This is a genomic window from uncultured Sulfitobacter sp., from assembly GCF_947502895.1.
GTDB lineage: Bacteria > Pseudomonadota > Alphaproteobacteria > Rhodobacterales > Rhodobacteraceae > Sulfitobacter.
In genome coordinates this window covers 423768-438380 of the sequence record NZ_CANNBM010000002.1, presented here as the reverse complement: position 1 = coordinate 438380, position 14613 = coordinate 423768, and the positions used below count along the sequence as shown (strand labels likewise).

Genomic DNA, 14613 nt, shown 5'->3' with positions numbered 1-14613 from the left:
AATTTGCATATGGCTGCCCCGCTTACCCTTAAACGCGTCTTGAATACGCCGCTGGTGGCAGTTGCGCTCTATGGTGCAATCGTTACCGCTGTTGTCTGGACATCTTACACTGGCGCGCAGCAGATGGGCTATAACTGGCAGTGGTATCAGGTGCCCAAATACATCTACACCTTTACGGATCAAGGCTTTCAGGCAGGCGAAATTCTGACGGGACTTTGGGCGACAATCGTGCTGTCGCTGACGTGCTTTATCCTTGCAACGGTTTTGGGGCTTGGTGTGGCTTTGCTGCGGCTGTCAGGTCTGATTGTGGGGCGTGCTGTCGCCATCGGGTATCTGGAGTTCGTGCGCAACATTCCGTTGCTGGTGCTGCTCTATCTCTTTTACTATGTGCTTGGCCCGATATTCGGACTGGACCGCTGGACTGCCGCGGTGCTGACGCTCAGCGTCTTTCACTCTGCCCTGATTTCCGAGATTTTTCGCGCTGGCATCAATTCCGTGGCTGTAGGCCAGTGGGAGGCTGCTGCCTCTATCGGGATGAGTAAGGCGCAGGCCTACCGCTATATCATTCTGCCCCAATCCATCCGCATCATGCTGCCGCCGCTGACGGGAGAGATCGTAAACCTGATAAAGTCCTCGGCGATCGTCAGTGTGATCGCTGTGGCCGAACTGACAACTGTAGGGCGCAACATTATCTCTGATACCTACATGAGTTTCGAAATCTGGTTCACGATTGCTGCCGCGTATCTCGCACTTACCCTCGTCCTGTCCTTCGGCGTCTCGGCGCTGGAGCGACGATTTACCACTCAAACCTGAATTCAACCCAAGGAGACTATCATGTCAAACAACCGCAGAACCATTATGAGCGGCGCACTGGGCCTCGCCTTTGCAGCGCTCACCAGCACAGTGTTCACCACTGCTGCACTCGCTCAATCGACGACACAGACTCTCAGCTCTGAGTCCGTGATCGAGACGATCAAGAAAGACGGTGTTATCCGGATCGGCCTGTCCATTTTCACGCCATGGTCCATGCGCGACGTAAATGGTGAGCTGATCGGCTTTGAGCTGGACGTAGGCCGTGAACTGGCCAAGGATATGGGTGTGGACGTCGAGTTTGTGCCAACTGCATGGGACGGGATTATCCCGCAGCTTGTGTCGGGCAATTTTGATGTGATCATCTCGGGCATGTCGATTACGCCGGCGCGTAATCTGACTGTTAATTTCACACAGCCCTACGCCTACTCGGGTCTGACCATCCTTGCCAACAAAGAGATGACCAAAGGCTTCACGCTGGAGGACTACAACTCTCCCGATGTGACCTTCTCTGCGCGCCGTGGCGGTACACCCGCAACTGTCATCGCGCAGCTGTTCCCAGAGGCCGAGCTGCTGCTGTTTGACGAGGACGGTGCTGCGACCCAAGAGGTGCTGAACGGCAATGCGCACGCCAATATGCAGGCAGAGCCTACACCCTCTATCGAGGTGCGCCGCTATCCCGATCAGTTGGTTGTGCCGTTTGACCAGACCTTCCTTGCCACAGGCGAAGGGTTCGCACTTCGCAAAGGGGACGGGGACGCGCTCAACTTTTTCAATAACTGGATTGCTGTTAAGCAGGCCAGCGGTTGGCTGAAAGAGCGTAACGACTACTGGTTCAAAGGCAACGACTGGGAAGATCAGGTCAACCAGTAAGGAAAACTGCGCGTGCTCTCCTTGTTCAAACGTATCACATGGGCCGACTGGCTGATCCTTGCCGTATTGGCAGGGGCGGTGGCTTATGTGGGGCTGCGTCTGGAGGGCACGCTCAACTACACATGGCGGTGGGAGCTGATCCCCGACTATGTTATCCGCTACCGTGAGGACCGTCAGGAATGGTTCGCCAACTTGCTGTTGCAAGGGCTGATCGCCACCATCCGCATTTGCATCTACGCAGGTATACTGGCCGCATTTTTCGGCATCATTCTCGGTGTGGCGCGCTGCGCCGAGAACCTCACCGTGCGCTTGCTGGCACGTACCTACCTAGAGGTGCTGCGCAACATTCCTCCCGTTGTCATCATCTTCATCTTCTTCTTCTTCCTCTCTCAACAGCTGATCGACGCGCTGAACATGAACGCATGGGCGCGTGAAATCGCGCGCGGCGACAATGCGGGTGTGTGGGAGTTCTTTTTCGGTGACATGCGCCGCTTTCCATCACTGGTATCGGGCGTTTTGGTGTTGGGCCTGTTCCAAGCTGCATTCGTGGGCGAGATCGTGCGCGCAGGTATCCAGTCAATCCCCAAAGGCCAGTTCGAAGCTGCCCGCGCCATCGGGATGAGCCGCTTTCAAGAGATGCGGTATATCGTCATGCCGCAGGCCCTGCGCAAAGTGGTGCCGCCCATGGCGAACCAATTTATCAGCCTTATTAAAGACAGCTCTATTATCTCGCTGATATCTGTGCAGGAATTGACCTATAAGACGGTTGAGCTTGTCGCATCCACAAGGTTGATTTTCGAAGCGTGGCTGACGACTGCGGCTTTCTATTTCATCCTGTGCTTTGGCTTGTCACTGTTGTTTCGCCGTCTCGAGCGCGAGTAGGTGCATTAAGCGATCATTTGGTCAGCAGCTTTGCGTTAAGCGCCGGTATTTGCCTCGACATCATTTGGCGTTTGACAAAACTATAAAGTTAGTTTTATGGTGATGTATGATAAAACACTCATCCGCCGCCCTATCGCTCGCCGCACTTGGTCATGACACACGCCTTACAATCTTTCGGTTGCTTGTGCGGGCAGGGGAGGAGGGGCTCAATATCGGGGATATTGCAGATCATCTCGACATGGCCCCGTCAACACTGGCCTATCACCTCAAGACTTTGGTGGATGCAGGGTTGGTCGTGCAAGAGCGGCAAGGGCGCCAGATTTTCAATCGGGTAGATTTTGATGTGATGCACCAGACCGTATCGTTCCTGACGTCGGAGTGTTGCGCAGGTGTGAAACTTACGCAGGAGAATGCGGCATAGGCGTTTTACGGATTTTCGTCGATTAAAATAACTACAAAATTAAGGATATAGATATGACAGATATTGCTCCTAGCTTTCGTTCTCGGACCTCCGAGATGCTGGCCCGTCTCTGGATGACCGAAAAGGTCTGGCTCTTCTCCGCCAGCCTGCTTGCCGTGCTACTCATCTTTGCGCCAGAACTTGGGCAAAGCACTGTGGGGTTCGCCGCGCAGAACCTGCTGAATGTTGCGCCCTTTCTTGTCCTGTCCGTAGGTGTTGCCGCTTATGCGGGCGCAACCAGCGCCGACGCATTGATTGCGCGGGCCTTTACGGGCTCTCCTTTGGTGATGATTATGATTGCAGCAGCAATGGGCGGGCTTTCCCCCTTTTGTTCATGTGGTGTTATCCCGCTGATCGCAGCATTGCTGGCGATGGGTGTGCCGCTTTCGGCGGTGATGGCATTCTGGCTGGCCTCACCTGTGATGGACCCGTCGATGTTTGTGCTGACAACGGGCGTGCTGGGCCTTGAATTTGCAGTAGCCAAAACGCTCGCTGCTCTTGGCCTCGGTATCTTTGGCGGTCTTGTCGTACATCAAATGTCCCGCGCGGGCGCTCTTAGCGACCCGCTGCGAGAAGGTGTCGGAAATGGTGGCTGTGGTGGGGCCAAGGTGCGCACGGTGCAGCCGGTTGTCTGGAAGTTCTGGCGCGATGAGGTCCGCGTTGCCAAGTTCTGGGCTGAAACGATCAAGACATCGCTCTTTCTGGCGAAATGGCTGACCCTCGCGTTTATCCTGGAAAGCCTGATGCTGGCATGGGTGCCTGCCGATCTGGTGGCTACTGCACTGGGCGGGACTGGCCTCGCACCTATCGGGATTGCAACATTGGTCGGGGTGCCCGCTTATCTGAACGGCTATGCAGCATTGCCGCTTGTTGGCGGGCTTATCGGGCAAGGCATGGCCCCCGGTGCGGGCCTTGCGTTTCTGGTAGCTGGCGGGGTCAGCTCCCTTCCCGCCGCAATTGCGGTCTGGGCGCTGGTCAAGCGAGAGGTGTTTTTCCTCTATCTCGTCCTAGCATTGGCGGGATCGTTCGGGATCGGGGTGCTGTTTCAGTTCTGGACCACGCTATAAGCAACCGTTGTTTGACGAAAATCCTTGCAGGCGCATTTCAGATGCCTGCAAGGGCATTTCTATAAGAAGCCCTGTGATCGGCTGGTTCACCTTATCCGGATTGGCAAGAAGTGGCCGATGGCGTCCTCCGCGCCCAGCGGTGGTGGATAAGCTGGACAATAGTCGTTTGCGCCTGCCACCGCTAATCAGTTACAGTTAAAGAAAAAGCGTGTGTCAGCGCCGCAGGTTCAAGAGTACGCAATAAAGCGAACCGGAACGCAGCGGTACAAATTCGAGGGTAAGAGCATGGAGCGAGCAACTCGGTCAGAGGTTCGGCGTGTCGTCGCGTGTTGCATGGCGTTATGTGTAGCGACAGGGCCATTGTGGGCTGCCGATGTCCAGATGAATCCGTTGCAAGACGAAGACCTGAATAGCGCGCTGCGCGGTGGGTCGCTGTTGTTCGAGCAAACGCTGCTTGAAGAAAACAAACCCTCTACCGCCGAGGTCTTGGCGGCTGCACAGGCTGATTATAAGCGCCTATTGGCAGTCCTGTATGACAACGGCTATTTTAGCGGCGCAATTAATATCACCGTCGACGGGCGCGAGGCGGCAGCGATCCCGCCCGTGCAACCACCCGGCAGCATCAATCGCGTAAAGATCGCCATTGATCCGGGCCCCAAGTTCCAGTTCGGGCGTGCGCGTATCGCACCGCTTGCTGCGGGTACAGAATTACCTGAGGGGTTTGCCACGGGCCAGACGGCCAGTCTCGGTGTGTTGAAAAACACGGTGTCGGCCGGTGTGGACGGCTGGCGCGCTCAGGGTCACGCCAAGGCCGCGCTGGTCGCGCAGGAGCTGACAGCAGATCACCCCAACCGCCGCATCAATGCGGAAATGACCCTTGATGCAGGGCCAAAGCTGCGGTTCGGCCCCTTGCTGATTGACGGTCAAAGCGATGTGCGCCGCCAACGGATTATCGACATCGCAGGGCTGCCCGAAGGCGAGGTTTTCTCACCTGAGGAAATCCGTTTGTCTACAGAAAGGCTGCGTCGTACGGGCGCGTTCAATGCAGTTGCTCTCAGCGAGGCCGAGCAGATCGGGCCGAATGATACCTTGCCGATCATTGCGCAGATTACGGATGCGCCCAAACGCAGGCTCGGCTTCGGCGCAGAGCTTTCGACACTGGAAGGGGGCACAATCAGTGCATTCTGGCTGCACCGCAATTTCCTTGGCGGGGCCGAGCGGCTGCGCTTTGATGCCGAGATTAGCGGCATCGGTGGCAGTTCGGGCGGGACTGATTACTCCCTGAGCGCGCGCTTCGAGCGACCGGCGACGTTCAACGAAGATACTGACTTCTACGCACTGGCCAAAATTGAACAGTTGGACGAGGTGTCTTTTTTCTCGCGCCAGCTGGACCTAGAAGCAGGGATTGAGCGGATCGCATCGCCCGAGCGGACATATACGCTGGGCGTAGGCCTGCGCACTGCGGAAACCCGCGATGCCTTTGGCGAGAACAAATATACATTGCTGACACTTCCGCTCAGCGCGACATTCGACTACCGCGATAATCCGCTGAACGCGAAAGACGGCTATTATATCAAGGCAGATGCAATGCCTTTCGTGGCGCTTTCAGGGGCTGATAACGGTATCCGCACGTTTGTCGATGCGCGCGGCTACAAGACGTTCGGCACAGCGCGGCCTGTTACGTTGGCTCTGCGTGGGCAGTTCGGGTCGGTCTATGGGCCTGACCTGTCGGTAACCCCAGCAGACTATTTGTTTTATTCTGGTGGCGGTGGCACCGTCCGCGGGCAGGAGTACCAGTCCCTTGGCGTGGCTGTCGGATCGGACACAACAGGCGGGCGCAGTTTTGTCGGCCTGTCTGCCGAAGTGCGCGTGGGCGTGACAGACAGCATCGGTTTGGTCGGTTTTGCCGATGCAGGCTATGTCGGCGAAGAAGAATTTTATGACGGCTCAGGCACATGGCATTCAGGTGCGGGCCTCGGCCTGCGGTACAACACTGCCATCGGGCCGATCAGGCTGGACGTGGCTGTGCCGACATCTGGCCCTGAAACGGACGAGGATTTTCAGGTCTATATCGGTATAGGACAGTCTTTTTGATGCGTATGATACGGTACATTCTGATGGCGTTCGCGCTTGTCCTTGCTTTGCCTGCGATGGCGCAGGAAGAAGACAAAGGCTTTTTGACGCGAAAAATCCAAGAACTGCTGAGCGGAGCAGGCCGCGAAGTGAGCATCACTGGATTTACCGGCGCGCTTAGCTCCGCCGCTTCGTTTGAGCTGATGACCATTTCCGACGACGAAGGCGTCTGGCTTACCATGGAAGATGTGGTGCTGGATTGGAACCGGTCTGCGCTGCTGCGCGGGCGGCTGGAGGTGCAAGAGCTGAGTGCAGCGCGCATTGATCTTCCGCGTCTGCCGAAGGGCGATGAAGAGACGCTGCCCGATGCCGAGGCTACGCCCTTTACCTTTCCTCAACTTCCCGATCTGCCCGTATCGGTCGATATAGCGGTTCTGAATATCGCGCAGTTGCGTCTGGGTGCGCCCTTGGTCGGGCAAGAGGTTCTGCTGCAAATGACAGCAAATGCCACGCTGAACGATGCGGGGCTGGATGCGGCGTTTCAAGCAAACCGTACAGACGGCAAGCGTGGTACGTTTGATCTGCGCGCAACCCTGTCACGTGACGCCAGCACGCTGGATATGCTGCTGCGGCTAAGCGAGCAGGCGGATGGTATCGCAGCCAACCTGCTGGATATTCCTGACAAACCCTCTGTTGATCTGACCGTGCAGGCAGACGGGCCATTGGATGATCTGCGCACTGATCTAAAGGTTGATACTGACGGTGCCGAGCGTTTGGCGGGGGTGGTTAGCATCACAACGCAAGGCAGTGCATCCGATCCTGACAGACAGATAGTGGCGGATATTGGTGGTGATCTCACAGCCGTGATTTTACCTGAATATCGCGACTTCTTCGGCAATGATGTCTCTCTACGGGCTTCGGCTTTGCTGGAGGCGAGTGGCGCGATCACACTGGACCGCTTTGCGCTCAAGGCTGCTGCAGTCGATCTGGAGGGGCGTGCGGCGATCTCCGAGAATAACTGGCCCACGCTGTTGGATATTGAGGGGCGTGTGGCGCGTGCCGATGGCGCGCCTGTCGTGCTTCCAGGTGGAGGTGGCACTGCTTTTGTTGACCGGATCGTGCTGGACGTGGACTATGACGCCGCAAACGGTGACGCCTATGAGGCGAGCTTTAATATATCGGGCCTGCAAACTGATAGCGGCACGATAGAGCAGTCCACCCTCCGCTCTACGGGGACACTCACAGGGGCGCAGGGCAATCTGGGACAGTTGCGCGGTGTGGTCCAGTTTGCAACGCAGGGCGTGGCATTGGTTGACGCCGCACTTGCCGAAGCGTTGGGCGCACAGCTCACGGGCTCGACCGAGGTAAATTACATCACAGACCAGCCTTTGCGTTTGTCCAATCTGCAGGTTCAGGGCAGCGACTATAGCCTCAAAGGGGATATCGCCTTTGGGGGGCTCGGCTCTGGGGTAGAAACAGAAATAGATGCGCAGCTGATTGCCACCGACCTCAGCCGCTTTTCCGCGCTTGCTGGTCGGGAGCTGGATGGCGCAACGACACTGGCGCTGAGCGGTACGATCGTGCCGCTAAGTGGCGCGTTTGATTTGGATGCAAAAGGAACCGCAGATAACATCAAAACGGGTATCGCGCAGGCAGATGCTGTACTGGAAGGCCGGACAGATCTGACCATGAAGGCTATTCGAAACGAGAATGGCACCTTCTTGCGTGATCTTGAGCTGAGTAATGCGGCTCTGCTGTTTACTGGTTCAGCCGAACTTGCGAGCACGTCTTCGCGTGTGGATGCTGACATTGTGCTGCGCGATATCGCAACAGTTTTGCCGCAGTATGAGGGGCGCGTCGTTCTGAAAGGCGCCGCGCGCGAAAACGGATCGGGCTGGCGTGTGGATGTAACGGGCGACGGCCCGTATGATACAACACTGTCGCTCGAAGGGTTGGCGACAGGACCTGACGCCGAATTGGCATTTGACGCAAACGTGCCAGAGCTTTCGCCCTTTGCCGAAGGGATCGAGGGGCCGCTGCGTGCAGAGGGGACACTTCGTCAGACACCGCAAGGTTGGTTGCTGCAAACAGACGCTGCGGGCCCGTTTGATGCAACAGCCCGTTTGAACGGATTGGTGACCCCCTCGGTTGATCTGGGCTTTGATGTGGCCGTGCCACAGATTGCGCAAATCGCCCCCCAAGTTAGCGGCCCTGTTCGTGCCACAGGACGGCTGCGCCAGACCGATACAGGATTTGATATCACAACCGATGCGTCAGGTCCCTACAATGCGGATCTGTCTGTGACTGGTGCGCTGACACCAGCGATAGATGTGGCGTTCGATTTGGCCCTGCCAAACCTGCAGCCGCTGGTCCCGCAGGTGAACGGGCCTTTGCGTGCCAAAGGGCAGCTGCGTCAGAGCGAGCAGGGATTTGTGATCGACACGACCGCTAGTGGCCCCTACGGCGCGCGGGCGGCAGTCGAGGGATTGGCAACAGGGCCGGACGTGGCGCTTGAATTTGATGTATCCCTGCCGAATGTTGCGCCCTTTGCTCCTGGTGTGAATGGCCCGCTAACGGCCAAAGGCAATCTGCGCCAAACGCCTGCTGGTATTGCTTTGAACACCAACGCCACTGGCCCTTACAGCAGCCGCGCCTCGGCGCGCGGGGTGGTAACAGGACCAAACGCAGCGGTGGACTTTACGTTGGCGATGCCCAATATCGCAGCATTGGTGCCAAAATTGAATGGTCCTTTGAACGTGAATGGCGCGGCCAGCAAAACAACTCAGGGCTGGCAACTGGATACATCCTTGCGGGGGCCGTCAGGCACACAGGCCAGTGTCGCGGGTCTGGTGGGCAATGACGGGCGTTTGAATATCGGTATCAACGGCAACGCGCCATTGGGCCTTGCGGGGCCTTTCATCGCGCCGCGAAATTTGCAGGGGCAAGCGCGGTTTGATCTGCGCCTTGATGGCCCTGCGGGACTGGATGCGCTCAGCGGTCAGATACAAACATCAGGTGCGACGCTGACGGCCCCCAATTTCAGGGTCGGGCTGGAAGGAATAGATGCGGATATCCGCCTTGCCAACAGCCGCGCCCAACTGGATATCACGGCCAGTGCAACGGGGGGCGGGCGCCTTGGGGTCGCAGGTTCAGTAGCTCTGAGCGGCGCGCAGGTGGCTGATCTGGGCATTACATTGAATGATGTCGTATTGGTCGACCCGCGGCTCTATCGGACCTCGCTTAGCGGCGCGTTGCGACTGTCTGGCCCGCTTTCGGGGGGCGCTGGCATTGCTGGCAATATCGTGATTGGCGAGACGAACGTCACCGTTCCCTCAACGGGCCTAACGAGCATTGGTGATATCCCACCAATCACCCATATCGGCGCACCCGACGACAACCGCGCGACACGCCGCCGTGCAGGTCTGTTAGAAGAAGGCGCCGCGAGCGATCCTGTCCAGAATGGCAGCAGCGGAGGCGGTTTTGGTCTTGATATCAATGTGAACGCACCGGGGCGCATATTTGTGCGCGGTCGCGGGCTAGACGCGGAGTTGGGCGGTAATCTGCGGATCACGGGCCGCACAGATGCAATCGTGTCTTCCGGCCGCTTTGAGCTGCTGCGCGGCCGCCTTGATATCTTGGGCAAGCGCTTTGATCTGGAGGAAGGCTCGGCCCAGTTTCAGGGTGACTTCATTCCCTACATTCGATTTGTTTCAACCACATCTACGCAAACAGGTACGGCAAGCGTGATTGTCGAAGGGCCCGCCGATGCGCCCGAGGTCACATTCGAGAGCACGCCAGCGGGGCCGCAGGACGAAGTCCTCGCGCAGCTTTTGTTCGGACGCAATCTGTCCGAGATTTCCGCGTTTCAGGCGCTGCAACTTGCCAATGCCGTCGCCACGCTGGCGGGGCGCGGAGGTAACGGTGTGGTCGGCAACCTGCGCGACCGCTTCGGGCTGGATGATCTGGACGTCACCACCACCGACAGCGGCGAGACCGCTTTGCGCGTGGGTAAGTATCTGACAGATAATGTCTATACAGATGTCACCGCAGCCTCGGATGGCACCGGTGAAGTGTCGCTGAACATCGACATCACGCCCAACCTCAAAGGCAAGGCAACGCTGGGATCGGATGGTAACTCATCTATCGGTCTGTTTTTCGAGAAAGACTACTAGGCTCAGGACGGTGTGAAGCGCCCGAATTTGCCACGCTTGAACAACAGACCATCTGCTTCTTCCGGTTGGATCGCTGCAGAGGTGATCTGGCCCAGAATGATCGAGTGATCCCCCGCGGCGTGGACCGCGTAAGTATCGCAATGAAAGGTCGCCAGACAGCCATGAAGTGTTGGCGCACCATTCGGCCCTGCATCATAGAGATAGGGTGCAAAATCATGTCCTTGGGCCGCAAAATGGTTGGCAATTTCCATCTGATCGGCGCTCAGCACGTGGATGCAAAAGGACGCGGCATTGGTAAACGGATCATGGCGCTGTGACTTGCGCGCAGCCGACCACAGCACCAGCGGCGGATCCAGCGAGACAGAGGAGAATGAGTTTGCCGTCATACCCAGCGGTCCTGCCTCCGTCTGGGCCGTGATCAGGGCGACACCTGTCCCGAATTGACCCAGTGCGCGGCGCAGGTCAGTGGTGCGGGTAGGGTCGGGAACGAAGCTATGCATGTTGTTTTCCATCTGCCGAGCGGTGCCATGCAGCCGCTCATTTGTCCAGAGCGGACGACGTAGCGCACAACCGTGCGGCGCCAAGGCAGGATTAGTCGTTCAGGGCCTCTTTCAGCCAGTGAACGGTATCGCAGGCTGCTGCCAGTGCGCCTTCAAAGTCTTTCCAGCTGTCTGAACCGTGGTGTCCGATGCTGTACCAGCCGCGCCCGTCTTCGGGGTCGCGGCGAAATTCATCAAAGCCGTAGGTGCCATTTGGCCGCAAAAAGATGTCCACGCATACCGTCTCGCCTTGCAAATTGACCGAGCGGATAACCTTGTTTTCATGTGCCATTGCGGCCTCTCTTGGGATGTGCCTGAAAAGGCGAAGGGCGCCCCGCCAAGCGAAGCGCCCCCTTTTTTCGACTATTGCCAGCTTACTTGTTCATCCGGTTCTCGATCAGATCATCCACCACCGAAGGGTCGGCGAGCGTCGATGTATCGCCTAAGGTGGCATGATCATTCTCGGCGATCTTGCGCAAGATACGGCGCATGATCTTGCCTGAGCGTGTCTTGGGCAGACCAGGCGCCCATTGGATCAGATCGGGCGAGGCGATTGGCCCGATCTCGGTGCGGACCCAGCTGCGCAGCTCGGCGCGCAACTCGTCGGTATATTCCTCACCACCCATCAGGGTGACGTAGCAATAGATGCCCTGACCCTTGATCTCATGCGGGTAGCCAACAACCGCTGCTTCGGCGACTTTTGCGTGTGCCACGAGGGCCGATTCAACTTCGGCAGTGCCCATGCGGTGGCCCGACACGTTGATGACATCATCAACGCGGCCCGTGATCCAATAGTCGCCATCCGCATCGCGTTTGCAGCCGTCACCGGTAAAGTAATAGCCAGGATAGTCGGCGAAATACGTCTTTTCAAAACGCGCGTGATCACCCCAGACACTGCGCATCTGGCCCGGCCAGCTGTCTGCAATGCACAGCACGCCTTCCGCCGGATTGCCCTGCAGCTCTTCTGCGGTTGTCGGCTCCAGTACGACAGGTTTGATGCCAAAGAACGGCTTCATCGCCGAGCCTGGTTTCATCGCATGCGCACCGGGCAGGGGGGTCATCAAATGGCCGCCTGTTTCGGTTTGCCACCACGTATCCACGATGGGACAAGTGCCGCCGCCGACAACATCGTTGTACCAGTTCCATGCCTCGGGGTTGATCGGCTCGCCCACCGTGCCGAGAATGCGCAGGCTACTCAGATCGGCCTTTTTTACAAAATCATCGCCTTGGCCCATTAGTGCGCGGATCGCCGTGGGGGCGGTGTAGAACTGGTTGACCTTGTGCTTTTCACAGACCTGCCAGAAGCGGCTGGCATCGGGATAGGTCGGCACGCCCTCGAACATCAGTGTTGTCGCACCATTGGCCAGCGGGCCATAGACAATATAGCTGTGGCCCGTGACCCAGCCCACATCAGCCGTACACCAGAAGATATCGCCCTCTTTGTAGTCAAACGTCACCTCATGGGTCATGGCCGCATAAACCAGATAGCCGCCCGTGGTATGTACCACGCCTTTTGGCTGACCGGTCGAGCCTGAGGTGTACAGAATGAACAATGGGTCCTCTGCGCCCATCGCCTCGGGTGCGCAAGTGTCAGAGGCTTCGGCGGCAAGCGCGTTATAGTCAAAATCGCGCCCGTCGACCCATGTGGTTTGTCCGCCTGTGCGTTTGACCACCAGACATTTTACACTGTCTTTGCAATGCAGCAGTGCCTGATCCGCGTTTGTCTTGAGCGGGGTTGCCTTGCCACCGCGCGGGGCGTGATCCGCTGTGATAACGACCTTTGCTTCGCAGCCATTGACCCGCGCAGCCAATGCATCGGGGGAGAAACCGGCAAATACGATGGAATGAATTGCGCCAATCCGCGCGCAGGCCAGCATGGCATATGCCGCCTCGGGGATCATTGGCATATAGATGATCACACGGTCACCACGTTCGACCCCCATATCCTTGAGGACATTTGCCATTTTACAGGTGTTGGCATGCAGCGCACGATAGGTAATGTGCTGGGCTTGCTCTTCAGGGCTGTCCGGCTCCCAGATGATGGCAGTTTGATCGCCGCGTGTCTCAAGGTGACGGTCGATGCAATTGGCAGCGACGTTGAGCTGCCCGTCACCGTACCAGTTGATCTTGACCGACCCTAGGGTGAAATCCACATCCTTGACCTGCGTAAACGGCTTCATCCAATCCACGCGCTGTCCCTGTTCGCGCCAAAAGCCTTCGGGATCGTTGATAGATGCGGCATACATGGCATCATATTTGGCTTCGTTCACGTGCGCCTGCGCGGCCAGATCGGCGCTGGGCGGATAGGTTTTTGCGTTTTGTGACATGGGTGGTTTCCTCCAAAGGTGCGGCTTGCGTCTTGGGGTTGCGCAATGTCGCGGGTGTTTGGCGGCAGCTTAGGCTGTGTTCACGGGTAAGGGAATAATCAAGGCGGGCATTGCCTGTTGCTTGTGTAAACAAATTTCCCAACAGGGGTAAAGTTTGTAAACTCGTGGGTGGCGCGGGCATGGTCATGGCGGTTGATTGGCGTCAACAAAGGGTTGGCACTGGGAAACGGACAGGCTAGCGTATGCGCCAAGCGGGCCGTGAAAAGGCGCGCATCAATCGGGAGAAACCAATGAGTAAATATCTTAGCACCGCCGCTATTTGCGCCATCAGCTTTGCCTTCGTGACCGAGGCCGCTGCCACTGAATGGAACGTATCTGTCTGGGGCAAGCGCCGCGCGTTTACCGAGCATGTTGAAAAGCTGGCCGAGCTGGTGTCGGAAAAGACAAATGGCGAGTTCACAATGAACGTCAGCTACGGCGGTCTGTCCAAAAACCGTGAGAACCTTGATGGCATCTCCATCGGCGCTTTCGAGATGGCGCAGTTCTGCGCAGGGTACCACCGCGACAAAAACCGTGTTGTCACAGTGCTTGAGCTTCCCTTCCTCGGTGTCGAGAACCTTGAGCAAGAGCTGGCTGTGTCCAAAGCTGTATACGCCCACCCTGCGGCAGCCGAAGAAATGGCGCAGTGGAATGCAAAGCTGCTGATGACCTCGCCCATGCCGCAGTACAATCTTGTGGGTACAGGTGATCCACGCGCAACGCTGGAAGATTTTCAGGGTATGCGCGTCCGCGCGACAGGCGGCATTGGCCAAGCGTTCGAAGCGGTCGGCGGTGTGCCCACATCTGTGACGTCCTCCGAGGCGTTTCAGGCGATGGAATCGGGTGTTGTGGACACGGTTGCATTCGCCCAGCATGCGCACCTGTCCTTCGGCACGATCAACGAAGCCGACTGGTGGACAGCAAACCTGAACCCCGGCACGGTGAACTGCCCTGTCGTCGTCAACATCGACGCCTATGAAAGCCTGACAGACGCCGAGCGCGCAGCGTTGGACTCCTCGGTAGACGAGGCGTTGGAGCACTATCTGACCAACTACGGTGAATTGCTCACGCGTTGGGACGCCGTTCTGGAAGAGAAGGGCGTGGAGAAAGTAATGATCGCAGATGATGTGATTTCCGAATTCCGCGCCAAAGCAGCTGACCCGATCCGCGACAAATGGATCGCTGACATGGAAGCGCAAGGCATCCCGGGTCAGGAACTGTATGATCTGGTTGTCAAAACACTTGCCGACGCCAAAAGCGGTAGCTGATCCAGAGGCAGGGGGCGGATGCCCCTTGCCTGTTCAAGCACAGGCTGCGCGATCAACGCGCAGCCTTTTTGCACACTCTGACTGTCTGCATTGAATTCATAAA

11 protein-coding genes are annotated in these 14613 nt (G+C 57.6%); 8 read left to right on the top strand and 3 right to left on the bottom strand.

Going from position 1 to position 14613, the window contains the following annotated elements; all coding sequences use genetic code 11:
• Positions 1 to 9: 9 nt before the first annotated feature.
• The 7 genes from Q0903_RS10090 to Q0903_RS10060 all read left to right on the top strand — a co-directional run bounded on the left by Q0903_RS10090 (position 10) and on the right by Q0903_RS10060 (position 10337).
• A complete protein-coding gene (locus tag Q0903_RS10090; protein WP_299414981.1) occupies positions 10 to 813 on the top strand; it encodes an amino acid ABC transporter permease in 804 nt (267 codons plus the stop codon).
• A gap of 21 nt (positions 814 to 834) precedes the next feature.
• Positions 835 to 1683: a transporter substrate-binding domain-containing protein gene (locus Q0903_RS10085; RefSeq protein WP_299029282.1), complete on the top strand. Its 849-nt coding sequence runs from the start codon at positions 835 to 837 to the stop codon at positions 1681 to 1683.
• Positions 1684 to 1695: 12 nt separating this feature from the next.
• Positions 1696 to 2565: an amino acid ABC transporter permease gene (locus Q0903_RS10080; protein WP_299414979.1), complete on the top strand. Its 870-nt coding sequence runs from the start codon at positions 1696 to 1698 to the stop codon at positions 2563 to 2565.
• A 106-nt stretch (positions 2566 to 2671) separates the two neighbouring features.
• On the top strand, positions 2672 to 2986 hold the full coding sequence (locus tag Q0903_RS10075) for a metalloregulator ArsR/SmtB family transcription factor (RefSeq protein WP_299029292.1): 315 nt from the start codon (positions 2672 to 2674) through the stop codon (positions 2984 to 2986).
• 53 nt (positions 2987 to 3039) lie between these two features.
• Complete coding sequence (locus Q0903_RS10070) at positions 3040 to 4092, top strand: permease (protein WP_299414977.1); 1053 nt, start codon at positions 3040 to 3042, stop codon at positions 4090 to 4092.
• Between the two features lie 285 nt (positions 4093 to 4377).
• Positions 4378 to 6186: an autotransporter assembly complex family protein gene (locus Q0903_RS10065; protein WP_299414976.1), complete on the top strand. Its 1809-nt coding sequence runs from the start codon at positions 4378 to 4380 to the stop codon at positions 6184 to 6186.
• Positions 6186 to 10337 carry a translocation/assembly module TamB domain-containing protein gene (locus Q0903_RS10060; RefSeq protein ID WP_299414974.1) on the top strand — a complete coding sequence of 1384 codons (4152 nt, stop codon included), beginning with the start codon at positions 6186 to 6188 and terminating at the stop codon, positions 10335 to 10337. The genes Q0903_RS10065 and Q0903_RS10060 overlap by 1 nt, the downstream gene beginning before the upstream one ends.
• Before the next feature lie 2 nt (positions 10338 to 10339).
• Here Q0903_RS10060 and Q0903_RS10055 read toward each other — a convergent pair whose 3' ends face one another.
• From Q0903_RS10055 to acs, 3 genes are all read right to left on the bottom strand, one after another.
• Entirely contained in the window at positions 10340 to 10837 is a 498-nt protein-coding gene (locus Q0903_RS10055; protein ID WP_299414973.1) for a flavin reductase family protein, read from the bottom strand.
• Positions 10838 to 10928: 91 nt separating this feature from the next.
• A complete protein-coding gene (locus Q0903_RS10050; RefSeq protein WP_299414971.1) occupies positions 10929 to 11168 on the bottom strand; it encodes a hypothetical protein in 240 nt (79 codons plus the stop codon).
• 82 nt (positions 11169 to 11250) lie between these two features.
• Positions 11251 to 13203: an acetate--CoA ligase gene (gene acs, locus Q0903_RS10045; protein ID WP_299414970.1), complete on the bottom strand. Its 1953-nt coding sequence runs from the start codon at positions 13201 to 13203 to the stop codon at positions 11251 to 11253.
• Positions 13204 to 13493: 290 nt separating this feature from the next.
• On the opposite strand from acs, the gene Q0903_RS10040 reads away from it, so the two are divergent.
• Positions 13494 to 14510 carry a C4-dicarboxylate TRAP transporter substrate-binding protein gene (locus Q0903_RS10040; RefSeq protein WP_299029310.1) on the top strand — a complete coding sequence of 339 codons (1017 nt, stop codon included), beginning with the start codon at positions 13494 to 13496 and terminating at the stop codon, positions 14508 to 14510.
• Positions 14511 to 14613: the final 103 nt, after the last annotated feature.

What these genes read in the sequence shown, in the direction of transcription:
- Q0903_RS10050 (WP_299414971.1), bottom strand. Translation starts at nt 11,168, where the DNA reads ATGGCACATGAAAACAAGGTTATCCGCTCGGTCAATTTGCAAGGCGAG.
- Q0903_RS10090 (WP_299414981.1), top strand. Translation starts at nt 10, where the DNA reads ATGGCTGCCCCGCTTACCCTTAAACGCGTCTTGAATACGCCGCTGGTG.
- Q0903_RS10055 (WP_299414973.1), bottom strand. Translation starts at nt 10,837, where the DNA reads ATGCATAGCTTCGTTCCCGACCCTACCCGCACCACTGACCTGCGCCGC.
- Q0903_RS10070 (WP_299414977.1), top strand. Translation starts at nt 3,040, where the DNA reads ATGACAGATATTGCTCCTAGCTTTCGTTCTCGGACCTCCGAGATGCTG.
- acs (WP_299414970.1), bottom strand. Translation starts at nt 13,203, where the DNA reads ATGTCACAAAACGCAAAAACCTATCCGCCCAGCGCCGATCTGGCCGCG.
- Q0903_RS10085 (WP_299029282.1), top strand. Translation starts at nt 835, where the DNA reads ATGTCAAACAACCGCAGAACCATTATGAGCGGCGCACTGGGCCTCGCC.
- Q0903_RS10040 (WP_299029310.1), top strand. Translation starts at nt 13,494, where the DNA reads ATGAGTAAATATCTTAGCACCGCCGCTATTTGCGCCATCAGCTTTGCC.
- Q0903_RS10075 (WP_299029292.1), top strand. Translation starts at nt 2,672, where the DNA reads ATGATAAAACACTCATCCGCCGCCCTATCGCTCGCCGCACTTGGTCAT.
- Q0903_RS10065 (WP_299414976.1), top strand. Translation starts at nt 4,378, where the DNA reads ATGGAGCGAGCAACTCGGTCAGAGGTTCGGCGTGTCGTCGCGTGTTGC.
- Q0903_RS10060 (WP_299414974.1), top strand. Translation starts at nt 6,186, where the DNA reads ATGCGTATGATACGGTACATTCTGATGGCGTTCGCGCTTGTCCTTGCT.